The sequence below is a fragment of the Streptomyces sp. NPDC005181 genome, assembly GCF_040608395.1.
GTDB lineage: Bacteria > Actinomycetota > Actinomycetes > Streptomycetales > Streptomycetaceae > Streptomyces.
The window spans coordinates 25,740-48,957 of record NZ_JBEXID010000012.1; the positions used below are offsets into that span (position 1 = coordinate 25,740).

Here is a 23,218-nt window from a genome sequence, read left to right on the forward strand (position 1 = left end):
GGTGATATGTGCTCCGCGCCAGCCCGGCCGCTGCCTTGGGTGTCAGTGCTTCGCTCTGCGACGCCGGCCCCGTCCGTTCCGTACGGGTGCCGAAGCTCCGGTCTCTGCGCCGTGCCCTGTGCGGTCCGCGGAGACGACCAGCGCCGCCAGCACCGTCGTCACCGGCACCGAGGCGACCAGTCCGATCGACCCGACCAGCGTTCGTACGATCTCCTCCGCCACCAGTTCGCTGTTGGCCACCGTGCCCACGCTGCTCTGCGCGATCGAGAACAGCAGCAGCAAGGGAAGCGCGGCGCCGGCGTAGGCGAGCACCAGCGTGTTGACCACTGAGGCGATGTGGTCGCGACCGATCCTGATACCTGCCCGGTACAGCTTTCGTGCGCCCATCGTCGGGTCGGCCTGGTGCAGCTCCCAGACCGCCGATGTCTGGGTGACCGTCACATCGTCGAGCACGCCGAGCGAGCCGATGATGACACCGGCCAGCAGCAGGCCGCTCATGTCGATGTGCGGGTACAGACCATGGATGAGGCCGGTGCTGTCGTCGGTGTTGCCGGTCAGGCTCGCCCAGTCGATGAAGCTCGAACCGAGCAGCCCGATCAGCAGCAGTGAGAGCAGCGTGCCGATGACCGCGACCGAGGTGCGGGCGGTCAGCCCGTGGCACATGTAGAGCGCGATCAGCATGATCGCGCTGGCGCCGATGACCGCGACCAGCAGCGGGTTCGAGCCCTGCAGGATCGCGGGGAGGATGAACAGGGTCAGCACGGCGAACGACACGGCGAGCGCGATCAGCGCCATCACCCCGCGCATCCTGCCCACCACGACCACCGCGAGAGCGAAGATCCCGGCCAGCAGAGCCATCGGGAACTTCCGGTCCACATCCGTCACGGAGTACTGAAGGTCATGGGGTGCGTCGGGGGCGTACGCGACGATCACGCCCTGCCCCTCGTGCAACTGCCGTGGCGCGTCGGGCTGGACGATCTCGACGAAGGTCCTGCCTTTGTCGTGGCCGGTCGTCACCTCGATCGTGGCCTTCTCGCACAGCCCCGGCTCCTGGCCGGGAGTGGCGTTCCCCGACGGCGTCGTGGTGGTGCCGGTGGCCGGCGTCTGTGCGGCGTTCACGTCCTTGCAGTCGACCTTGTCGACGTGTACCACCTTGGCCTGCTGGGTCTGTCGGTCGAAGCCGACGCCGGTGCGCTCGTGCGCGGGCGCACCGCCCGGCCAGAGCACCACCAGGCCGACGACGACGGCGGTGGCGAACGGGATCAGCACGGCCGCGATGACCTTGCGCAGATGCTTCGAGACCGGTGCGGCAGGTCCGTGGCTGTGCGAGTGACCGTGCTGATGGTCCTGGGGGCCGGAGTCACTTTGAGGGGACGTCACCGGGGGATCATCGCAAGAAGAGGAGGGGTGCACTGTTCAGTACGCCTCGAAGGGCGCTAGCTTGGTGGCACCTTTGTACACGCGGGAGCTCGGAGCACCGGGCTGAGAGGGCGCTGATATCCGTACATCCGTACGGGACAGGCTGCGCCGACCGCCGAACCTGTTACCGGGTAATGCCGGCGTAGGGAGTAGGTCTCATGACCACATCGGACGCACGCACGCCTGCCTCGAACCAGAGCGACGAGGCCGGAAAGCCCATCGGCTGGCACAAGGGATACGTCCAGGGCTCGCGCCCGGACCTCCGGGTGCCGGTCCGGCAGGTGCACCTCACCAACGGCAAGGACGTGACGCTGTACGACACGTCCGGGCCGTACACGGATCCCGCCACCGACACCGACGTCCGCCGCGGCCTCGAGCCGCTGCGGGAGAACTGGATCATCGCCCGCGGCGACACCGGGGAGTACGCGGGCCGCCCGGTCCGCCCCGAGGACGACGGGCTCAAGCACACCTCGCCGCGCGGCGGACTGCGCAACCTCGACGCGGTCTTTCCCGGCCGCCCGCGCCAACCGCGCCGCAGCCGCGACGGGCAGCCGGTGACCCAGCTCGCGTACGCCCGCCGGGGCGAGATCACCCCGGAGATGGAGTACGTGGCGATCCGGGAGAACGTCGAACCCGAGGTCGTACGCGAGGAGATCGCCGCCGGCCGGGCGGTCCTGCCGGCCAACGTCAACCACCCGGAGATCGAGCCGATGGTCATCGGCAAGCGGTTCCTGGTGAAGGTCAACGCGAACATCGGCAACTCCGCAGTCACTTCCTCCATCGAGGAGGAGGTCGAGAAGATGACGTGGGCGACGCGGTGGGGCGCCGACACGGTCATGGATCTCTCCACCGGCCGCAACATTCACACCACCCGTGAGTGGGTTCTGCGCAACTCCCCGGTGCCCATCGGCACCGTTCCGCTCTACCAGGCCCTCGAAAAGGTCGACGGCAGGGCCGAGGAACTGACCTGGGAGATCTACAAGGACACCGTCATCGAGCAGGCCGAGCAGGGCGTCGACTACATGACGGTCCACGCCGGCGTGCGCCTCCCGTACGTCCCGCTCACCGCCCGTCGCAAGACCGGCATCGTCTCCCGCGGCGGCTCGATCATGGCGGCCTGGTGCCTGGCGCACCACAAGGAGTCGTTCCTGTACGAGAACTTCGAGGAGCTCTGCCAGATCCTCGCGACATACGACGTGACGTACTCGCTGGGCGACGGGCTGCGTCCCGGCTCGATCGCCGACGCCAACGACGAGGCGCAGTTCGCCGAACTGCGCACGCTCGGCGAACTCAACACGATCGCCAAGCGGTTCGGCGTCCAGACGATGATCGAGGGCCCGGGCCATGTCCCGATGCACAAGATCAAGGAGAACATAGACCTCCAGCAGGAGATCTGCGAGGAGGCGCCGTTCTACACGCTCGGCCCGCTGACCACCGATGTCGCCCCGGCGTACGACCACATCACCTCGGGCATCGGCGCCGCGATGATCGCCTGGTGGGGGACGGCGATGCTCTGCTACGTCACGCCCAAGGAGCACCTGGGCCTGCCCAACCGGGACGACGTCAAGACGGGCGTCATCACCTACAAGATCGCGGCCCATGCGGCGGACCTCGCCAAGGGGCACGCGCGTGCGCAGGACTGGGACGACGCGCTGTCGGACGCGCGCTTCGAGTTCCGGTGGGAGGACCAGTTCAACCTCGCTCTGGACCCGGACACGGCGCGGGAGTTCCACGACGAGACGCTGCCGGCCGAGCCGGCGAAGACGGCCCATTTCTGCTCGATGTGCGGCCCGAAGTTCTGCTCGATGAAGATCTCCCAGGACATCCGTCGTGAGCACGGTGGTTCGCAGTCGGAGATCGAGGCGGGCATGGCGGAGAAGTCCAAGGAGTTCGCGGCGGCCGGCAACCGCGTCTATCTGCCGATCGCGGACTGAGTTATCGGGTGGAGCACTGTGCCGGGGCGCTGCCAGAACTGTCCCGGCGCAGTGCGCCTGGTGCGTGTATCGGTACGACGGTTGACGGCTCCGCCGCTCACGCTGAAGCGGCCGGGTCAGTCCAGCTCGTGCTCCGGGCCGCCGAAGTCCGGGCTGGTGAAGTCGGGGCTTGTGAACGACGGGCGGGGACCCGCCGCCGGGCCCTCGTCCGGGCCCGAGAAGTCCGGTCTGGAGTAGCCGATCTTCGGGATGCGGTTGGCCGAGCGGTGCGGTGTGCGTGAAGCGGGGCCGGCCGTGGGATCGGCGAGCGCGTCCCGCAGGAACGGCAGGATGCCCCGCTCCAGCAGCGCATGGCGCCAGGCCTCCCTGGCGCGCGCCACATCCTCCGGCAGCTCGTCCTCGGTCTCCTCGGCCGGCAGCGACGTCGAGCCGTTGCGCAGCGCCGTGGTGAGCAGCCCGATGGCGGCGGCCAGTATCGCTGCCGCCATGACCGCCGCGAAGAACCAGCCGGCGGTGACCATGGTGTCGGCGAACGACGGGGGCCGACTGAGCATCTTCAGGATGTAGCCGACCAGCAGGAAGATCAGCGCGGCGGTGCCCGCGAGCATCGGCGCCAGGACGGTGACGACCGCCCCTATGCCGGCGCCCGGCCGGTCCGGATCGTCCGCTTCGGACCCGAGGCCCGAGCCCTGGGCGGAGTCGGCGGCCGGTCCGCGCAGTTCTTCGCGGACCTTCACGTAGTGGTCGTACTCGGTGGCCGCCGCCGTGGTGATCAAGGCCGTGGCGTTCAGTGCCATGGTGCGCAGCTGTTCCGTGTTGAGCCGTTCGCCGACTCCGGCCAGATCCGGTCGTTCGTGAGCGTGACGCAGCGCATCGCCGAGGATCCGCTCGTACTCGGGTCGGTCCTCGGCCAGCAGGTGCGGAGCGCTGTTCATGTGCATCCCCCGATGCTCCGTTGGGCCTGAGTACCCGCGTGGACCGGGCAGTTGGGCGGAAACGGAGGAGAGCCTGCTACTGATAGGCCGATGGTAGAGCGCTCACGGCACGGGGTGACAGGGGGTTTCCGTAAATAGGCCCAGTGGTCGGCGTGGTCAGGTCGTGGATGCGTCTTCCCCGAAGACCATCAGTCATGCAACGGCAGTTGGACGACCAGCAGCTTTCCAGCCATGGTCACGCCGCCGTCCATGGCGATGGCGAGCCCGTCCGCGTACACGTGCGGCCCGTCCACCACGGGGCCGGCGCTGTCTTCGCCGTCCTCCGAGCCGACCTCGCCGAGCAGATACGGAATGGGGCTGTGACCATGGACGATGCGCTGTCCGCCGTACGCCGCCATCAGCTCCTGGACCGCCTGCGAGCCCCCCTCGTCGCGGAAGGCGAACCGCTTGGTGAGCTTGCGGAACAGGTCCCAGCACTCGTCGGCGTCGTTACGCGTGAGAATGGCGTGCACGGTCTCGTTGACGTCTTCGATGGTGGAGCCGTAGTCGAGGTACGCCGTCGTGTCGGAGTGCATCAGAAGGTGCCCGTCCTCCTCGACGACCGCGTCGAGCCGGGACATCCACTGGAGGTGGACATCCTGGAGCCGCTCCATGTCGGTCTTCTGGCCGCCGTTGAGCAGCCAGGCGGCCTGGAAGGTGGCGGTGCCCGCACCGGAGTTGACCGGTGTGTCGGAGAACCGCTTGGCGCCGATGAGCAGTAGCTCGTGGTTGCCCATGAGGGCCTTGCAGTAGCCGCCCGCGGCCGCGGCCTCGGCGGACAGGCGCATGACCAGGTCGATGACGCCGATGCCGTCCGGACCGCGGTCGGTGAAGTCGCCGAGGAACCAGAGCCGGGCGTTGCCCGCGGCCCAGGCGCCCTCGGCGTCGATGAGGCCCTGTGCGGCGAGGGCGTCGCGGAGCTCGTCCAGATATCCATGGACGTCGCCGACCACGTACAGCGGTCCGAGCCGCGGGTCCGGGACGGTCTGCACCTGGACGGTGTCACCGCGGTTGATCACGGGAAGATCGCGCGCGGTGGGTGTGTATCCCTCCGGCTCGTCGCCCGGTACGGCATGGCCGGGGTGCGGCGGTGCGGGCGGCACCGGAGTCTGCGCATAGGGCGGCACACGGAAGTCACGCAACGTCGCCGTCCGCACCACGGGTTCCTGACCGGCCCCCTGTGTCATCGACCCCTCCACCACCGTCGCGCCGCCGTACACCTGACGGGCCCTGCTGGTCGGGGTGGTCCGCGGTGTCGTGCGCCCATCATAGGAATGCGGATCGTGCTGTGTGATGCACCAGGGGTGGTGAATCCGGGCGCACGACAGCTTCACCGGCCGATTAGTCCCAATTGTTCTGATCAGTCCCCGGACGGGGACCGAGGAGCGCTGACCGTGGTGCGGGGCGGACGGCGTTGCGAGGACGTCCGGACGATGAGTTCGGTCGGTATGACCCGCTCCACCGGACCGTCCTGGTCGACGCCTTCGATCGCGTCGATGAGAAGCTGGACGACCGCTGTGCCGATCCGGCGCGGTTTGAGCGAGAGCGTGGTGATGGGGGGCTCGGTCGTCGCGTAGACGGTGGACTCGCTGCAGCAGACCAGCAGCAGATCCTCGGGGACGCGCAGGCCGTACCGGCGTGCGGCCGCCAGCAGATCGGTGCCGTTGGGGTCGAAGAGCCCGTAGACGGCGTCGGGCCGGTCCGGGCGGGCGAGGAGCCGGTCGGCGGCGACCGCCCCCGCGCACGGGTCGTGGGCGGGATAGGACTCGTACACCGGATCCTGACCCACGCGCTCGCACCAGTGGAGGTACGCGGTGGTGGAGAGCCGGGTGTACGTGTCGGTGGTGGTGCCGGTGAGCAGGCCGATCCGGCGGGCGCCGGCGGCGGCGAGATGGTCGAGGAGGTCGAGCACGGCGGCCCGGTGGTCGTTGTCCACCCAGGCGGTGACCGGGAGGGTCCCGGCGGGGCGGCCGTCCGAGACGACGGGCAACCCCTGGCGGACGAGTTCGGTGACGACCGGGTCCTGGTCGGAGGGGTCGATGACGACGGTGCCGTCGAGGGCGACGTTCGACCAGACGTCGTGGCGTGAGGTGGCGGGAAGAATGACGAGGGCGTAGCCGCGGGCGAGCGCGGCGGAGGTGGCCGCTCTGGCCATCTCGGCGAAGTAGGCGAATTCGGTGAAGGTGAAAGGTTCATCCCCGTACGTCGTCACGGTCAGGCCGATGAGGCCGGACTTGCCGGTACGGAGGGTTCGGGCCGCGGCGGACGGGCGGTAGCCCAGGCGCTCGGCGACTTCGCGGACATGGCGGCGGGTGGCGTCCGGGAGCCTTCCCTTGCCGTTGAGCGCGTCGGAGACGGTCGTGATGGAGACCCCGGCGGCGGCGGCCACATCCCGGATTCCCGCTCGTCCCTGCCGGCCGCCGCGCCGGGGTGTCTCCGTCCGGCCCACCTGGTGCTTTCCTGCTGCTGTCATGGCGAGCCGATAGTAGGGCTCGGGCGGGCGGTTGGGCCGGTCGCATATTCACGCATTGACAGGCACGTTTCTGCATGATCGTTTGATATCAAATGCCTTGTAAAACAAGGGTATTGAGAGGGTCAGCCGCAGTGTATGACGCGTGGATGCGGATGGGCCTACAGAATGGTCGATGTTTCGAAGAGGTCTCAACTCACCTCTTCGGGGGACGCGCGCCACGGAGTGAGCCACCGGCGCGCGCCGGGATGAGGAACGCTCCCCCCATTCCCGGGCCCACCGGACGATTCCTCCGCTCTCCCATTCGCAGCAGCGCCCAATCCTCATAAGGTGAGCAGTATTGATGTGTACGACGGTCGAGGAGGACCTGCGGTGAGCGAGACGAGCCCCAAGCTGCGCGCCGAACTGGACGGCGTCCCCGCCTACGTGCCGGGCAGGCCGGCGGCGGCCGACGGACCGGTCGCGTTCAAGCTGTCCTCCAATGAGAACCCGTATCCGCCGCTGCCCGGAGTGATGGAGTCCGCCCTGGCCGCGGCCGCGACCTTCAATCGCTACCCGGACATGGCCTGCACCGGTCTGATGAACGAGCTGGCCGACCGGTTCGCTGTGCCCGTCTCGCATCTCGCCACCGGAACCGGATCCGTCGGGGTGGCGCAGCAGCTGCTCCAGGCCACGTCGGGCCCGGGTGACGAGGTCATCTACGCCTGGCGCTCCTTCGAGGCGTACCCGATCATCACCCAGGTCAGCGGCGCGACCTCGGTGAAGGTGCCGCTGACCGACGGCGAGGTGCACGACCTCGATGCGATGGCGGACGCGATCACGGACCGCACCCGGATGATCTTTGTCTGCAACCCGAACAACCCGACCGGGACGGTGGTGCGCAGGGCCGAGCTGGAGCGGTTCCTGGACCGGGTGCCGGGCGATGTGCTCGTGGTGCTCGACGAGGCGTACAAGGAGTTCATCCGCGATGTCGAGGTGCCGGACGGCATCGAGATCTACCGGGACCGGCCCAATGTGGCGGTGCTGCGGACGTTCTCCAAGGCCTACGGTCTGGCCGGCCTACGGGTCGGGTTCGCGGTGGCCCACGAGCCGGTGGCGGCCGCACTGCGCAAGACGGCGGTGCCGTTCGGCGTCAGCCAGCTGGCGCAGGACGCGGCGGTCGCCTCGCTGCGCGCCGAGGACGAACTGCTCGGCCGGGTCGGCTCCCTGGTCTGCGAACGCATCCGGGTGCACAAGGCTCTGGTGAGCCAGGGCTGGACCGTGCCTGAGTCCCAGGCCAACTTTGTCTGGCTGCGGCTCGGCGACCGTACGCTCGACTTCGCCGCGGTGTGCGAGCGGGCCGGAGTCGTGGTCAGGCCGTTCGCGGGCGAGGGTGTGCGGGTCTCGATCGGCGAGGACGAGGCGAACGACGTGTTCCTGAGGGTGGCGGAGGCGTACCGCAAGGAGCTGTAGCCGAAGTCCTGCTTGCGCATACCGGAAGGCCCCGTACCTCTCGTTCGTCGAGGTGCGGGGCCTTCGCGTGGGAGCGTCCCGATAGGGGGACCCCCCTCGAACATCCCGAAAGCCTGTGCGCCATAATGCTTGTGAATGTGAACGCGTTCACAAGCGCGTCCTGTTTCTCCCGTGATCAGACGGATTAGCAGGGCAAATTGCCGCCCACCACGGCGACGTAAGGAGAAGTGACGTGGAGCTAGCTCTGGCGCCTGAGACCTTGGCGCGATGGCAGTTCGGTATCACCACCGTCTACCACTTCCTCTTCGTTCCCCTGACGATCTCTCTCGCCGCGCTCACCGCCGGCCTGCAGACCGCCTGGGTGCGGACCGACAACCAGAAGTACCTCAAGGCCACCAAGTTCTGGGGCAAGCTCTTCCTGATCAACATCGCCATGGGTGTCGTCACCGGCATCGTCCAGGAGTTCCAGTTCGGCATGAACTGGTCCGACTACTCACGCTTCGTCGGCGACATCTTCGGCGCCCCGCTGGCCTTCGAGGCGCTGATCGCCTTCTTCTTCGAGTCCACGTTCATCGGGCTGTGGATCTTCGGCTGGGACAAGCTGCCCAAGAAGATCCACCTCGCCTGCATCTGGATGGTCTCCATCGGGACGATCCTCTCCGCGTACTTCATCCTCGCGGCCAACTCCTGGATGCAGCACCCGGTCGGCTACCGGATCAACAAGGAACGCGGTCGGGCCGAACTCACCGACTTCTGGCATGTGCTCACCCAGAACACGGCGCTCACCCAGTTCTTCCATACCCTCACGGCGGCCTTCCTGGTCGGCGGCGCGTTCATGGTCGGCATCGCCGCCTTCCACCTGGCGCGCAAGCAGCACATCCCGGTGATGCGCACCTCGCTGCGGCTGGGACTGGTCACCGTCGTGATCGCCGGACTGCTCACCGCCGTCAGCGGCGACCTGCTCGGCAAGGTCATGTTCAAGCAGCAGCCGATGAAAATGGCCGCCGCCGAGGCGCTCTGGGAGGGGCAGGACGCGGCACCCTTCTCGATCTTCGCGGTCGGCGATGTGGCCAAGGGGCACAACACCGTGGAGATCTCCGTCCCGGGGATACTGTCGTTCCTCGCGGACGACACCTTCCACTCGTACATCCCCGGCATCAACGACATCAACAAGGCCGAGCAGGAGAGGTTCGGACCCGGCGACTACCGGCCCAACATCCCGGTCGCCTTCTGGAGCTTCCGCTGGATGATCGGCTTCGGCATGGCGTCCTTCGGACTCGGCCTGCTCGGACTGTGGCTGACGCGGAAGAAATTCATGCTGCCACCGGGGCTGCGGACCGGTGAGGACGAAGTGCCGCATCTGGTCCTCTTCAAGAACAAGGCGCTCAGCCCGAAGCTCACCAAGCTCTACTGGATCGTCGCCCTCTGGACGCTGCTCTTCCCCCTGATCGCCAACTCCTGGGGCTGGATCTTCACCGAGACGGGCCGCCAGCCCTGGGCTGTCTTCGGGGTGCTGCAGACCCGCGACGCCGTCTCCCCCGGCGTCTCGCAGGGAGAGGTGCTCGCCTCGATGATCCTCTTCACCCTGCTCTACGCGGCGCTCGCCGTGATCGAGGTCAAACTGCTCACGAAGTACATCAAGGCCGGACCGCCCGAGCTCACGGAGTCCGACCTCAACCCGCCCACCAAGATCGGCGGCGACGACCATGACGACGCCGACCGGCCGATGGCCTTCTCGTACTGACAGCAGAGGAGCGGAGAGATGCAACTCCACGACGTCTGGTTCGTCCTCATCGCCGTCCTCTGGATCGGCTACTTCTTCCTGGAGGGATTCGACTTCGGCATCGGTGTCCTCACCAAACTGCTGGCCCGGGACCGCAAGGAACGGCGGGTCCTGATCAATACGATCGGGCCCGTCTGGGACGGCAACGAGGTATGGCTGCTCAGCGCGGGCGGCGCGACCTTCGCAGCCTTCCCCGAGTGGTACGCCACGCTGTTTTCCGGCTTCTACCTGCCGCTGCTGATCATCCTGCTCTGCCTGATCGTGCGCGGTGTCGCCTTCGAGTACCGGGCGAAGCGGCCCGAGGAGAAGTGGCAGACCAACTGGGAACACGCGATCTTCTGGACGTCGCTGATCCCGGCCCTGCTCTGGGGTGTGGCCTTCGGGAACATCGTGCGCGGCGTGAAGATCGATGCCGACATGGAGTACGTGGGCGACTTCGGGGACTTGCTCAATCCGTACGCGATCCTCGGCGGTCTGGTCACGCTCTTCCTCTTCACCTTCCACGGTGCGGTGTTCGCCGCGCTCAAGACGGTCGGGGACATCCGGGAGCGGGCGCGCGGCATGGCGCTCAAGCTGGGTCTGGTCACCGCGGTGCTCGCGCTCGGCTTCCTGATCTGGACGCAGATTGAGAACGGTGACGGCAAGAGCCTCATCGCGGCGGTCCTAGCCGTGCTGGCGCTGGTCGGAGCGATCGGTGCAATAGCCGCGGGACGTGAGGGCTGGTCGTTCGCGCTCTCCGGAGTGACCATCACGGCCGCGGTCGCGATGCTCTTCCTGACGCTCTTCCCGAACGTCATGCCGTCCTCACTGAACGACGCCTGGAGTCTCACGGTCACCAACGCCTCGTCCAGTCCGTACACGCTGAAGATCATGACCTGGTGCGCAGGGATCGCCACCCCCGTGGTGCTGCTGTACCAGGGATGGACGTACTGGGTGTTCCGCAAGCGGATCGGTACGCAGCACATCGCCGAGGCGCACTGACGCGCCTGGGCCCCTCTTTCGGGCGAGAGGAAGGTCTCGGTCTTTCCTCGCCCCGGTCCACCGAACGAGCTCTCTGGGGGCTGTTTCACGTGAAACCGATCGACCCGCGTCTGCTCCGCTACGCCCGTGCCACCCGGCTCTTCATGGCTGCCGTGGTGGCACTCGGAGTGGTCGGGGCTGCGCTGGTCATCGCCCAGGCCATGCTCTTCGCCGAAGTGGTGGTGGGCGGGTTCGAGGCCGGGCTCACTGTTTCCGGGCTGCGCACCCCGCTGATTCTGCTCGTGGCGGTTGCGCTCGGCCGCGGACTGGTCTCCTGGCTGACCGAGCTGGCCGCGTACCGAGCCAGTGCGGCGGTCAAGTCAGAGCTCCGCGGCCGGCTGCTCGACCGGGCGGCGGAGCTCGGGCCGGACTGGCTGAGCGGCCAGCGCACCGGCTCCCTGGTGGCGCTCGCCACCCGCGGTGTCGACGCGCTCGACGACTACTTCGCGCGCTATCTGCCGCAGCTCGGGCTCGCGGTGGTCGTTCCGGTGGCGGTCCTCGCCAGGATCGTCACCGAGGACTGGGTCTCGGCAGCGATCATCGTGGTCACGCTGCCACTCATTCCGCTCTTCATGATTCTGATCGGCTGGGCCACCCAGTCCCGGATGGACCGCCAGTGGCAGCTGTTCTCGCGGCTCTCCGGACACTTCCTCGACGTGGTCGCGGGACTTCCGACGCTGAAGGTCTTCGGCCGCGCCAAGGCCCAGGCCGAGTCCATCCGCACCATCACCTCGCAGTACCGCAAGGCCACTCTGCGGACCCTGCGGATCGCCTTCCTCTCGTCCTTCGCCCTGGAACTCCTCGCCACCCTGTCGGTGGCACTGGTCGCCGTCACCATCGGTATGAGGCTCGTGCACGGCGAACTCGACCTCTACACCGGCCTGGTGGTGCTCATCCTCGCGCCCGAGGCCTATCTGCCGATCCGGCAGGTCGGGGCGCAGTACCACGCGGCAGCCGAGGGGCTCTCGGCCGCGGAGGAGATCTTCGCCATCCTGGAGACAGAGCCGCGGGCCGGCGGTTCGGCGGACGTGCCGCAGTCGCTGCGGCTGGAGCTGGAGGGCGTGACCGTACGGCACGAGGGCCGTACCGAACCTTCGCTGGACGGGGCCTCACTGGTGGTGGACGAGGGGGAGACCGTCGCCCTGGTCGGCCCGAGCGGTGCCGGGAAGTCCACGCTGCTCAATGTGGTGCTGGGGTTCACGGCGCCGGACGAGGGGCGGATACGGGTCGGCGGCGTCGATCTGGCGACGCTCGCGCCCGAGCGCTGGCGGGAACGGATCGCCTGGGTGCCTCAGCGCCCACAGCTCTTCGCGGGCACGATCGCGGAGAACGTACGGCTGGCCCGGCCGGACGCGGACGACAGCGCGGTGACGGCGGCGCTGCGGGACGCGGGGGCGCACGACTTCGTGGCGGAACTGCCTGACGGCGCGCAGACGCTCCTCGGCGAGGACGGCGCGGGACTCTCCGCCGGTCAGCGGCAGCGGCTCGCGCTCGCGCGGGCGTTCCTAGCCGACCGGCCGCTCCTGCTGCTCGACGAGCCGACCGCGAGCCTGGACGGCGAGACGGAGGCGGGGATCGTCGAGGCGGTACGGAGGCTGGCGGCGAGGCGGACCGTGCTGCTGGTCGTGCACCGCCCGGCGCTGCTCTCGGTCGCGGACCGGGTGGTGGTGCTGGAGTCCGGTGCGGCACCGGAACGGCAGTGGACCATGTTGCCGGCCGAGGGGGCGGCCGTGATACCCCGGCAGGCGCGCGCGGACGGCTCCGGGAACCGGGACACGTACGAAGCCGAGCGGGAGCCCGAGGTGCTGCGGGAGACCGCATCCAGGTCCGGGCAGGTGCTCGCCCGGATCCGGGAGGCGGCAGGGGCGCAGCGCGGACAGCTGGCGCTCGCACTGCTGCTGGGCAGCCTTGCCCTGGGCTCCGCCGTCGGGCTCATGGCCGTCTCCGGCTGGCTGATCTCCCGCGCCTCAGAGCAGCCCCCGGTGCTTTATTTGATGGTCGCCGTGACGGCCACCCGTGCCTTCGGGCTCGGGCGCGCCGTCTTCCGCTACGCCGAGCGTCTCGTCTCGCACGACGCAGTGCTGAAGATGCTCGCTGAGCTGCGCGTCGCCGTGTACCGCGGACTGGAGCGCGTCGCGCCGGCCGGACTGGGCCGGACACGACGCGGGGACCTGCTGTCCCGGCTCGTCGCCGATGTGGACGCGCTGCAGGATTACTGGCTGCGGTGGCTGCTGCCCGCCGGGACCGCGGTCGTGGTGGGAGCGGCGGCCGCCGGGTTCACCGGCTGGCTGCTGCCGCAGGCGGGTGTCGTACTGGCCCTCGGACTGCTACTGGCCGGGGTCGGGGTGCCGCTCGTGAGCGGTGCCTGCGCCCGCCGTGCGGAGCGCCAACTGGCGCCCGCACGGGCCGATCTGGCCACCCGGATCACCGATCTGCTCGGTGGGACCGCCGAACTGACCGTTGCGGGCGCGCTGCCCGCGCGCAAGGAGAGGACGCGGGAGGCCGACACCGTCCTGACCCGGATCACGGCACGCGCGGCGACGGCCACCGCACTCGGCGGCGGCCTCTCCGCCCTGATCTGCGGCCTCACCGTCGTCGCCGCCGCACTCGTCGCTGTCCCTGCGGTGCACGACGGACGCCTGGCAGGTGTGGAGCTCGCGGTGGTGGTGCTCACCCCGCTCGCCGCCTTCGAGGCCGTCACCGGTCTGCCACTCGCCGTGCAGTACCGGCAGCGGGTCAAGCGGAGCGCGGAGCGGGTGTACGAGGTGCTGGACGCCCCGGTGCCGGTGCGAGAGCCCGCGACCCCGGCCGAGGCCCCCGCGACACCCTTCCCGCTGGAGGTACGGGGGGTGACGGCCCGGTATGCGGGAGCGTCGCGGGACGCCCTGGACTCCGTCGACCTGACGCTGACCGCAGGCCGGCGCGTCGCGGTCGTCGGCCCTTCGGGCTCCGGGAAGACCACCCTCGCGCAGGTCCTGCTCCGCTTCCTGGACGCGCGGGCAGGGACGTACCGGATCGGTGGTGTGGAGGCCTCGGCGCTGGAGGGGGACACCGTCCGGCGGTTCGTCGGACTCTGCGCCCAGGACGCACATGTCTTCGACAGTTCCATCCGGGAGAACCTGCGGCTGGCCCGTACCGTCGCAACGGACGAGGAACTGCGGGCCGCCCTTGCACAGGCACGGCTGCTCGGCTGGGCAGAGGCGTTGCCCGATGGGCTCGACACCGTCGTCGGCGAGCACGGCGCGCGCCTGTCGGGCGGTCAGCGCCAGCGGCTCGCGCTGGCCCGGGCGCTCCTCGCCGACTTCCCCGTACTCGTTCTGGACGAGCCGGCCGAGCATCTCGATGCGGCGACGGCGGACGCCCTGACCGCGGATCTGCTGACCGCGACCCGGGGCCGTACGACGGTCCTGATCACCCATCGACTGGCGGGGCTCGAAGCGGTCGACGAGGTGGTGGTGATGGACGCGGGCAGGATCGTGCAGCGTGGTCCGTATGCCGCTCTCGCGGCGGCGGACGGCCCCCTGCGCGGGATGCTGGAGCGCGAACGGGAGACCGTACAGGAGGCGGACCGGGTGCCGGACGGAGCCGAGCGGACGTAGAAAGAGGGCGGCGGCCGCCGGATCGAGCCGCAGGATCCGTCAGCCGACTTTCCTCCCCAAAAGGGGCTAACTAGGCTCTGGGTATGGCAGAGCAGGACCCGAAGGACTCACTCGAAGCCGCAACGCAGGCGACCCGCAGCCTGCAGGGCCTGTCCACCGAGCTCACCGCCCGCGTCCCACAGCTGCTGGAAGCAATGCGCTCCGTCGGCACCGGGCTCGAACTGCACTCCACCCTCGATCGGATCTGCGAGACCGCCGCCGAACTCGCCCACGCCAGGTACGCCGCCATCGGAGTCGTCGAGGAGGGCGGCAAGGAGCTCTCCGACTTCCTCACACACGGGGTGCCGCCAGAGGTGGAAGCCGCGATCGGGCACTGGCCCGGCGGACACCGGGGGCTGCTCGGCGCACTGCTCCACGACCCGGTCCCCGTGAAGCTCGCCGATCTGGCAGCCGATCCGAGGTTTGCCGGATTTCCGCCCGGCCATCCCCCGATGCGGACCTTCCTCGGCATCCCGATCCGGGTGCAGGGCGAGATCTTCGGCAACCTCTATCTGGCCGAGAAGGACGGCGGGGGCGAGTTCACCGACTACGACCTGCACATGGTGCGGGTGCTCGCCACGGAGGCCGGGATCGCCATCGGCAACGCCCGGCTCTACGAGGCGGCCCGCCAGCGCGAGCGGTGGATCGACGGATCGGTGGCCGTGACCACCGCACTGCTGTCCGGCGGCGACGCCGAAGACGCCCTCGCCGTCGTCGCCGAACAGGCCCGCCAGCTCGCCGCCTCCGCCGCGGGGATCGTGCTCCTTCCGGCCGAGGAGGGCGGGCTGGAAGTCGTCGCCGTATCCGCCGACGACCCGTCCGTCTCGCTCGGGGCGATCATCGGCCCGGAGAACCCGATGGTGGCGAAGCTGCTCTCTGGCGAGGCGGTCTTTATGGACGATGCGGCCACCGACTTCCGTATGGTCACCAGACCTGCCCACCACCGGTTCGGCCCGAGCATGCTGCTGCCGCTGCACAGCGGCGGACGGGTGCTCGGCGCGCTCGCCACCCCGCGAGCCCGGGGTGACCGGCCGTTCACCGAGACCGAACGGACACTGGCCACACAGTTCGCCTCGCAGGCCGCACTTGCGCTGATGATGGCCGAGGCGCAGCGGGACCGGGAGCGGCTGGCGGTGTACGAGGACCGCGACCGGATCGCCCGCGACCTGCACGATCTTGTCATTCAGCGGCTGTTCGCCACGGGGATGATGCTGGAGAGTGCCCAGCGCCGGTCGGTCGTGCCCGAGGTGCGGACCGGCGTCGGCCGAGCGGTCGACGAACTGGACGTGACCATTCAGGAGATCCGTACCGCGATCTTCGCGCTGCAGCAGGAACCGGCCGAGGCGCCGTCCGGGCTGCGCACCCGCGTCCTGCGCGAGATCAACATGGCGGCCGTCCCCCTCGGCTTCAAGCCGTCGCACCGCTTCCTCGGTCCGATCGACTCCCTGGTCGGCGAGCTGACCGGCAAGAACCTGATCGCGGCGTTGCGGGAGGCGCTGTCGAACGCCTTCCGGCATGCCGGGGCGTCCCTGATCGACGTGGTCGTCGATGCGACCGCCACGCTGCCCGACGGACGGGACGCGGTACGTCTGTCGGTCGCCGACGACGGGGTGGGCATCCCGGAGGGCGGCCGGCGCAGCGGGCTGCGGAACCTGGCGCGCCGGGCGGAATCGCTGGGCGGGGAGAGCTGGTTCGGGCCGGGCATCGGGGAGAACGGGGGCGGCACGACGGTGGTGTGGGAAGCACCGCTGTGACGGCCGGCCCTCGGCGTTCGGGCGGGCCCTGGGACGATCGGCGTTCAGCCTTTGCCGCGGCGCTTGCTGCGCTCGGCGACGAGCCGCTCGGCGACGAGCCGCTCGATGACGACCGCGACACCGTCCTCGTTGTTGGTGATGGTCCGGCCGGAGGCGGCGGCCAGCGCTGCGGGGTGGGCGTTGCCCATCGCGTACGAGGTGCCCGCCCAGCTCAGCATCTCCACGTCGTTCGGCATGTCCCCGAAGGCGACGACCTCGGCGGGCGAGATGCCGCGCTCGGCGCAGCAGAGCGCCAGCGTGCTGGCCTTGGAGACACCGGGGCCGCTGATTTCCAGCAGGGACGTGGGGCTCGACCGGGTGAAGGACGCCCGGTCACCGGCTGCGGTGCGAGCCACTTCGAGGAAGTCGTCCGGTGCCAGTTCAGCGTGGTGCGCGAGGAGCTTCAGTACGGGGGCGCCCGAGCCCGGGACCTCTTCGTGGAGCAGTTTTTCGGCGATGGCGACGGTGGCACCCGGGTCGAGGTGGAACGGCGGGTAGGACGGTTCGTAGTGGATGCCGGTGGTCAGCTCCACGGCGAACGAGGTGCCGGGGGCGGCCGCGCGCAGGGTGTGGACGACATCGAGGGCGACGTCGCGTTCCAGCGGCCGGACCTTGACCAGCTTGCCGTCCGCGTGCAGATCGGCGACCGCGGCGCCGTTCGCGCAGATCGCCAGACCGTGGCCATGGACATGGTCGCTGACGACATCCATCCAGCGGGCCGGGCGGCCGGTGACGAAGAAGACCTCGATCCCGGCCTCCTCGGCCGCGGCGAGTGCCGCGACCGTGCGGTCCGAGACGGTTTTGTCGTCGCGCAGCAGAGTGCCGTCCAGATCGGTTGCAATCAGCCGGGGAACGGCAGGCAGAGGCGAAGCGATAGCTGAGGTCACCAAGCCATTCTCCCGTACCGGAGCGCACGGGTGTGCGGAGGGGCGCGCATTTGAGGATGCGCGCCCCTGAGCTGGGGAAAATGCCTGGGGCATATGTCAGGGGCGGACCGCTGTCGCGATGTCGGCAGCGCGTGTGCCCGGTCAGCGGGCGTCGGAGAGAGCGGTCAGCAGGTGGCCGGTGCGGTCAGCGGAGCTGGGACAGGCCCTCTGTGGCGATTCGCTCGAAGACCTTCTCGTCCGCCGCGAAGTCGGAGTCCGCGATCGGCGAGTGGATGACGATCTCCGTGAAGCCCAGCTCGAAGTGGGTGCCCGCGAAGTCCACGAATGCGTCGAACGACTTCAGCGGGCGGTCCGGGGTGAAGCCCGTGAGCAGGATCTTGTCCAGCTCGGCGACATCCCGGCCGACGGCGTCGCAGGCCGTGCCGAGCTTGGTGATCTGCCCGCGGATGGCCTCCACGGACTGCTCCGGGGTGCCCGTCTCGAACAGCCTGGGGTCTCCGGTGGTGACCCACGCCTGGCCGTACTCCGCGGCGAGCTTCAGCCCGCGCGGCCCGGTGGCGGCCACTGCGAAGGGCAGCCGCGGCCGCTGCACACAGCCGGGGATGTTCCGCGCCTCGTTCGCCACGTAGAGCTCGCCCTCGTGCGTGACGGACGGCTCCCGCAGCAGCCGGTCGAGCAGCGGTACGAACTCGGCGAAGTGGTCGGCGCGTTCGCGCGGGGTCCACGGCTCCTCGTCGCTCCTGCGTAGTGTTGTGGCGTCGAAACCGTTGCCGCCTGCGCCTATGCCGAGGGTGATACGTCCGTCGGAGACGTCGTCCAGCGTGATGAGGTCCTTGGCCAAGGTCACCGGGTGCCGGAAATTGGGGGACGTGACAAGGGTGCCCAGACGCATCCGCTCGGTGACGGCGGCCGCGGCCGTCAGGGTCGGAACCGCACCGAACCACGGTCCGTCTCGGAAGGTCCGCCAGGCCAGATGGTCATATGTGTACGCGGCGTGGAACCCCAGCTCCTCGGCACGCTGCCAGACCTTCCGGCCGTCGCTCCAGCGGTGGATCGGCAGAATTACAGTGCTTAGACGCATAACTACGACCATACGGTGGACGTGCTGCGGACAAAACAGTGCATCACAACCCTTGACGACGGACGCTGCGGTTGAGCCAGGGCGACAGAGTTCCGCGCAGTACGAGCGCCGTGCAGGTCTCGGCGCCGGGCAGCGGCACGATCGGCCACCGGTCAGGCGGAGAGGCCTTGCCCCTCACATGGTCATCCCGGTGTGGACCGACCTCGGAGAGGTGGGCACGGCGTCGCGCGAGACGTCGGGGAGCTCGATGCCGTCGGCGGTGATTCAGCCGGGGAAGCGCAGGAACTCGGGTGGTACCGCCTCCGTGAGCCAGACCCCGTTCGCGCTGACGTAGAAGACGTGGCCCGCTCGGTGCATCGCGGCCGCGTCCACGGAGAGGACGACGGGGCGGCCACGCCGGGCGCCGACACGGGTCGCCGTCTCGCGGTCGGGCGAGAGATGGACGTGGCGCCGGTTCATGGGGCGCAGACCCTCGGTACGGATCGCGTCCAGGGCGCGGCCCACCGTGCCGTGGTAGAGGTACGCGGGCGGCTCGGCCGGCGGCAGATCGAGGTCCACCGGGACGGTGTGGCCCTGGCTCGCACGGATGCGGTCGCCTTCGATGGCGTAGCGCTGTTTGTCGTTGACCGCGACGACGTGGTCGAGCTCGGCCCGGGTGATGGGGAAGTTGTGCCGGGCCGTGGCCCGGAGCAGTTCGTCGATCGGCACCCAGCCGTTCGCATCGAGAGTGATGCCGATCCGCTCCGGTTGATGCCGAAGGTGTTTCGAAAGGTATTTGGACACCTTGACGGTGCGTCTTTCATCCATCCCGCAAGAGTGCCCGTGACGATCTCGTCGGCGCATCCGGATTTGCTCAGGATTCGCACCAGCGATTTTCGTCCACAGGTTTGATCCACAGCCAACTCGTGTTATCCACAAGCAATTTGGCGATTCTGTGGACAAGTGACCGCGTAATCAACCCATTTGATCAACTTGGTTGCATTTACCGCGCGATGCGGCAAGTGTATCCAATGTCCGTGCCTGAACCTCGCGTTCGGTGGCTGCCGCAACGAAGGCCGCGACGTTCTGCGGTCCAACGAGCTCCTGAACAGCCCGCATTGTCTCCGGCGGCAGCAGTACGGGACGAGGATCGCCCGCAGAGGGATCCGATCCGGGTGGCGTGTCGGCGCCGAGGTGATGCTGCAGATGGCGGGTGGCGAACGTCCGCATGGCGCGCGCCAGTTCCGCACCCACCGTCTGCTGGGCCAGCGGGCGGAGCCGCCGCACGAGCTCGGCGGCCTCGGACGCGTCCGCGTCCGTCGGCGGACGATGCCCGAGATAGCGGGCGAACACATGCTCTGTGGTGAACTCAAGGAAACGAGAGGCGATGTGCTCGACCTGGCCGCGAAGTTCCCTCAGATGACCGGAGATTGCGGTCAGCGGTACGCCCGCTCCGTGCAACTCGACCGCTACCGAGAGCTCTTGCGGACTCGGAACCAGGAATTCGTCGCGCCGGCCCGGGATCGGTTCGAGCACACCGAGCTCGACCGCCTCGGCGACCGCCTGGTCGTCCTGCACGCCGCCGAACTTTCTGTGCAGCTCGTCCCGGGTGATCCGGTCGGCCTGTTCGTCCGTCCAGGGCCCGTGCACCTCGGCAACGAGCCCGAGCACCCCGCCGAGACCGCGGCCCGCGTCCCACGCCTCCAGTAGTTCCTTGATGCTGGCCAGCGTGTAACCGCGGTCCAGCAGGTCGGAGATCTGCCGGAGCCGGGCGAGATGCGTGTCCCCGTACACATTGGCCCGGCCGCGCCGCTCCGGTGTCGGCAGCAGTCCTCGGTCCTGGTAGGCCCGGATCGTGCGGACCGTGGCGCCGGTCGCATGCGCCAGGTCCTCGATCCGGTACTCGGCGGCGGACCGGACCGTTACCGCCGACGGTCCCTGCCCGCTCACAGCGGCGGCTTCAGCCGGGCGATCCCACGCAGCGCGCCGGGGCTGAACCTGGACAGGAACCGGGCGGCGCGGGCCTCCGGTGTCACCGGCGCCACGGCCCGGTTGTGCACCACGGCCTCGATGATCGCGTCGGCGACCTTCTCCGGCGGGTAGTTGCGCAGCCCGTACAGCCGGCTGGTCCGCTTCTGCAGCCGCGTCTCCTCGGCGGCGTCGGCCCCGGCGAAGTGCGTCGTCGCAGTGATGTTGGTGTTCACGATGCCGGGGCAGATTGCGCTGACCCCGATCGAGCGCTCGGCCAGTTCGGCCCGCAGGCACTCGCTGAGCATCAGCACGGCCGCCTTGGAGGTGCTGTACGCGGACAGTGCCCGGGACGGCTGATACGCGGCGGCCGATGCGGTGTTGACGATATGGCCGCCCTGGCCGCGCTCGGCCATCTGCTTGCCGAAGAACCGGCAGCCGTGGATGACTCCCCACAGATTGACGTCGAGGACGTTCTTCCAGTCCTCGCTCGTGGTATCCAGGAAGGAGCCCGACAGCCCGATCCCGGCGTTGTTCACCAGGACGTCGACGATGCCGTACTCGGCGGCGACCTTCTCGGCAAGCTTCTCCATCGCCTGCTCGTCGCCGACGTCGACCGCCTCGCCCCAGGCCGCAGGGGAGCCGATCAGACGGGCCATCTCGGCTGTTCTGGCCGCCCCTTCCGCGTCCCGGTCCACGGCCACCACTCGGGCGCCGGCCTCGGCGAAGGCGAACGCCGTGGCCCGTCCGATACCGCCGGCCGCCCCTGTCACCAGCACCAGCTGCCCGCCGAACCGGCCCGCGTGCGCCCCGGTCGGTGCGGGGTTCTGGAGCGGCCGCCCGCCCTCCTGGGCCGACTCGATGCCGGCCACGAACTCGCTGATCCAGGAAGCCAGCTGGTCCGGCCGGGTGCGCGGCGCCCAGTGCTTGGCCGGCAGGGAGCGGCGTACCAAGTGCGGTACCCACAGCTCCAGTTGGTCGTAGAGCCGCTCCGAGAGGAAAATGTCACCGGTCGGTGTGATCAGCTGGACCGGCACATGCGCGAATGCGTCTTCGCGCGGCCTGCGCAGCCGGGCACGGACGTTGTCGCGGTAGAGCCAGGCGCCGTGCGCCGCGTCGTTCGGCAGAGACGGCGTCGGGTAGTCGCCGGCGGGCACGCTCTCCAGCCGCTGCAGTATCCGGGGCCACCGCTTGCCGAGCGGACCGCGCCAGGCCAGCTCCGGCAGCACCGGAGTGTGCAGCATGTAGACATACCAGGACTTGGCGCCCTGGCCGAGCAGCTGGCCGACCCGGCGCGGGGTGGGCCGGGACATCCGCTGCTTGATCCAGTGTCCGAAGTGGTCCAGGGAGGGCCCCGACATCGACGTGAAGGATGCGATCCGGCCCTCGGTGCGTGTGACCGTCGCGAACTCCCAGGACTGGACCGAACCCCAGTCGTGCCCGACCAGATGCACCGGCCGGTCCGGGCTCACCGCGTCGGCCACGGCCAGGAAGTCGTCGGTCAGCTTCTCCAGCGTGAACCCGCCACGCAGCGGCGACGGAGCCGTCGACCGGCCGTGTCCGCGCACGTCGTACAGCACGACATGCCACAGCTCGGCCAACTGCGCCGCGACCTCTGTCCAGACTTCCTTGCTGTCCGGGTAACCGTGCACGAGCACGACCGTGGGACGCGTCTCGTCGCCCAGCTCGGCAACGCACAACTCGATCCCGCCCGTACTCACCCTGCGTTCGCGAATCCCCGGCAGATCCTGCAGACTCACGCCGCCACCCTCTCCTCGGCCCAGCGCCGCACATGCGGCAGATCGTCGTCCAGCCAGAAGGCGCTCTGCTCGGGGTCCTTGGAGTCGGTGACGACCAGGATCTCCTCGAACTTGGCTCCTGTGCCCCGGAATCCGAGATGGGGCTCGACCGCCCACAGCCCCGGCTGCGGCGGATGGTCGGAGAAGCTGTACGGACTCCACAGCGGCGACCAGCCGTCCCGGTGCCCGTGCAGTGCATCGCTGACCAGCCCCTTGAGCGACTGCGCACCGAACCCGAAGACACGCGGGGACCAACGGCGCTCGGCGACCCGGTCGATCTTGTGAGCGATGACTCCGAAGGGGTACGCGCGATGCCTGTTGGCGTACCCCTGCCTGATCATCAGGCGCTCGACGTCCTCATAGATCTCGCGCAGCGAACGCCGCTCGCGCACCTCGCCCAGAATCAGCGCGCGGTGGGCCTCCAGATCGGCGAGGAGCTTGTCGTGCAGCGGGTTGAGCCCGAGACAGCCGGAGTATCCGATGTCCGCCGTGAACCCCTTGTGTACCGGAGCCATGTCGAGAATGAACGGCATCCCCGGCTCCAGCTTCCGGTTGGTCGGGAAGAACTGCAGCGGCACCTTGAATCCGGCGAACGCCGTGCGGTCACCGAACCAGGCGAACGGGAGATGGAACCAGTCCCGCACCCCGCGCCCGCGCAGCCACTCCCGCTGCATCCGGGCTGCCTCGCGCTCCGTCACGCCCGGTTCGAGCCGGGCGGCGACCGCCTCCGCGCATGCGTACGCGAGGCGCTGCACCTCTCTGAACCCCTGGAGCTCCGGGGCCGTTCCGTCCTTCACCGGTGAGGCCATGCCACCGTCCGTCCCATGCCGTGTGCGGTACGTGCTCGTAACGTGACACTGATGAATGTGACAATGACCGGCGGCTACGTCAAGGGGTGTGCGCAGACCTGTGGACAACTCCACGAGCACGTCCTGAACCGGTCCGTCCCCGGCTCCGTCCCTTACTTTCGTCGCGCTCTGCTGTCCTCCTTCGTGGGGCTCCCCTACGGGTCCGTACGACT

16 protein-coding genes and 1 riboswitch are annotated in these 23,218 nt (G+C 69.1%); of the genes, 6 read left to right on the forward strand and 10 right to left on the reverse strand.

Features of this window, described 5'->3' with window-relative positions; genetic code table 11:
• Positions 1–42: 42 nt before the first annotated feature.
• Positions 43–1,380: a YibE/F family protein gene (locus tag ABZV38_RS11145; RefSeq protein ID WP_356326502.1), complete on the reverse strand. Its 1,338-nt coding sequence runs from the start codon at positions 1,378–1,380 to the stop codon at positions 43–45.
• Between the two features lie 71 nt (positions 1,381–1,451).
• A riboswitch (TPP riboswitch) is annotated at positions 1,452–1,585 on the forward strand.
• Between ABZV38_RS11145 and thiC the strand changes: the two genes are divergently transcribed.
• Positions 1,578–3,353, forward strand: a complete 1,776-nt coding sequence (gene thiC / locus ABZV38_RS11150) for a phosphomethylpyrimidine synthase ThiC (RefSeq protein WP_356326503.1) — start codon at positions 1,578–1,580, stop codon at positions 3,351–3,353. Its footprint overlaps the riboswitch before it by 8 nt.
• Before the next feature lie 116 nt (positions 3,354–3,469).
• Here thiC and ABZV38_RS11155 read toward each other — a convergent pair whose 3' ends face one another.
• From ABZV38_RS11155 to ABZV38_RS11165, 3 genes are all read right to left on the reverse strand, one after another.
• Positions 3,470–4,294, reverse strand: coding sequence for a hypothetical protein (locus tag ABZV38_RS11155; protein ID WP_356326504.1), 825 nt, complete (start codon positions 4,292–4,294; stop codon positions 3,470–3,472).
• 182 nt (positions 4,295–4,476) lie between these two features.
• Positions 4,477–5,514 carry a metallophosphoesterase gene (locus ABZV38_RS11160; protein ID WP_356326505.1) on the reverse strand — a complete coding sequence of 346 codons (1,038 nt, stop codon included), beginning with the start codon at positions 5,512–5,514 and terminating at the stop codon, positions 4,477–4,479.
• Positions 5,515–5,687: 173 nt separating this feature from the next.
• Positions 5,688–6,800: a LacI family DNA-binding transcriptional regulator gene (locus tag ABZV38_RS11165; protein WP_356326506.1), complete on the reverse strand. Its 1,113-nt coding sequence runs from the start codon at positions 6,798–6,800 to the stop codon at positions 5,688–5,690.
• A gap of 369 nt (positions 6,801–7,169) precedes the next feature.
• Between ABZV38_RS11165 and hisC the strand changes: the two genes are divergently transcribed.
• The 5 genes from hisC to ABZV38_RS11190 all read left to right on the forward strand — a co-directional run bounded on the left by hisC (position 7,170) and on the right by ABZV38_RS11190 (position 16,444).
• Positions 7,170–8,249, forward strand: coding sequence for a histidinol-phosphate transaminase (gene hisC / locus ABZV38_RS11170; protein ID WP_356326507.1), 1,080 nt, complete (start codon positions 7,170–7,172; stop codon positions 8,247–8,249).
• 232 nt (positions 8,250–8,481) lie between these two features.
• Positions 8,482–9,993 carry a cytochrome ubiquinol oxidase subunit I gene (locus tag ABZV38_RS11175; protein ID WP_356326508.1) on the forward strand — a complete coding sequence of 504 codons (1,512 nt, stop codon included), beginning with the start codon at positions 8,482–8,484 and terminating at the stop codon, positions 9,991–9,993.
• 18 nt (positions 9,994–10,011) lie between these two features.
• Entirely contained in the window at positions 10,012–11,013 is a 1,002-nt protein-coding gene (gene cydB, locus ABZV38_RS11180; RefSeq protein ID WP_356326509.1) for a cytochrome d ubiquinol oxidase subunit II, read from the forward strand.
• 89 nt (positions 11,014–11,102) lie between these two features.
• Positions 11,103–14,651 (forward strand): thiol reductant ABC exporter subunit CydD, encoded by a 3,549-nt coding sequence (gene cydD / locus ABZV38_RS11185; protein ID WP_356326511.1) that lies wholly within the window; start codon positions 11,103–11,105, stop codon positions 14,649–14,651.
• A gap of 83 nt (positions 14,652–14,734) precedes the next feature.
• Positions 14,735–16,444 (forward strand): GAF domain-containing protein, encoded by a 1,710-nt coding sequence (locus tag ABZV38_RS11190; RefSeq protein ID WP_356326512.1) that lies wholly within the window; start codon positions 14,735–14,737, stop codon positions 16,442–16,444.
• Between the two features lie 44 nt (positions 16,445–16,488).
• Here ABZV38_RS11190 and ABZV38_RS11195 read toward each other — a convergent pair whose 3' ends face one another.
• The 6 genes from ABZV38_RS11195 to ABZV38_RS11220 form a co-directional block, all read right to left on the reverse strand.
• Positions 16,489–17,370 (reverse strand): Cof-type HAD-IIB family hydrolase, encoded by an 882-nt coding sequence (locus ABZV38_RS11195; protein ID WP_356326594.1) that lies wholly within the window; start codon positions 17,368–17,370, stop codon positions 16,489–16,491.
• A gap of 184 nt (positions 17,371–17,554) precedes the next feature.
• Complete coding sequence (locus ABZV38_RS11200; protein WP_356326513.1) at positions 17,555–18,451, reverse strand: LLM class flavin-dependent oxidoreductase; 897 nt, start codon at positions 18,449–18,451, stop codon at positions 17,555–17,557.
• Between the two features lie 264 nt (positions 18,452–18,715).
• On the reverse strand, positions 18,716–19,258 hold the full coding sequence (locus ABZV38_RS11205) for an RNA 2'-phosphotransferase (protein ID WP_356326514.1): 543 nt from the start codon (positions 19,256–19,258) through the stop codon (positions 18,716–18,718).
• A 147-nt stretch (positions 19,259–19,405) separates the two neighbouring features.
• Complete coding sequence (locus ABZV38_RS11210) at positions 19,406–20,380, reverse strand: MerR family transcriptional regulator (protein ID WP_356326515.1); 975 nt, start codon at positions 20,378–20,380, stop codon at positions 19,406–19,408.
• Positions 20,377–22,158, reverse strand: coding sequence for an SDR family oxidoreductase (locus tag ABZV38_RS11215; protein ID WP_356326516.1), 1,782 nt, complete (start codon positions 22,156–22,158; stop codon positions 20,377–20,379). The genes ABZV38_RS11210 and ABZV38_RS11215 overlap by 4 nt, the downstream gene beginning before the upstream one ends.
• Complete coding sequence (locus ABZV38_RS11220) at positions 22,155–23,006, reverse strand: M24 family metallopeptidase (protein WP_356326517.1); 852 nt, start codon at positions 23,004–23,006, stop codon at positions 22,155–22,157. Before ABZV38_RS11220 ends, ABZV38_RS11215 begins: the two co-directional genes overlap by 4 nt.
• Between the last annotated feature and the right edge of the window lie 212 nt (positions 23,007–23,218).

Coding starts and splice junctions, on each gene's coding strand:
- thiC (WP_356326503.1), top strand. CDS start 1,578: ATGACCACATCGGACGCACGCACGCCTGCCTCGAACCAGAGCGACGAG.
- ABZV38_RS11155 (WP_356326504.1), bottom strand. CDS start 4,294: ATGCACATGAACAGCGCTCCGCACCTGCTGGCCGAGGACCGACCCGAG.
- ABZV38_RS11200 (WP_356326513.1), bottom strand. CDS start 18,451: ATGCGTCTAAGCACTGTAATTCTGCCGATCCACCGCTGGAGCGACGGC.
- ABZV38_RS11165 (WP_356326506.1), bottom strand. CDS start 6,800: ATGACAGCAGCAGGAAAGCACCAGGTGGGCCGGACGGAGACACCCCGG.
- ABZV38_RS11160 (WP_356326505.1), bottom strand. CDS start 5,514: ATGACACAGGGGGCCGGTCAGGAACCCGTGGTGCGGACGGCGACGTTG.
- ABZV38_RS11190 (WP_356326512.1), top strand. CDS start 14,735: ATGGCAGAGCAGGACCCGAAGGACTCACTCGAAGCCGCAACGCAGGCG.
- ABZV38_RS11220 (WP_356326517.1), bottom strand. CDS start 23,006: ATGGCCTCACCGGTGAAGGACGGAACGGCCCCGGAGCTCCAGGGGTTC.
- ABZV38_RS11205 (WP_356326514.1), bottom strand. CDS start 19,258: ATGGATGAAAGACGCACCGTCAAGGTGTCCAAATACCTTTCGAAACAC.
- cydB (WP_356326509.1), top strand. CDS start 10,012: ATGCAACTCCACGACGTCTGGTTCGTCCTCATCGCCGTCCTCTGGATC.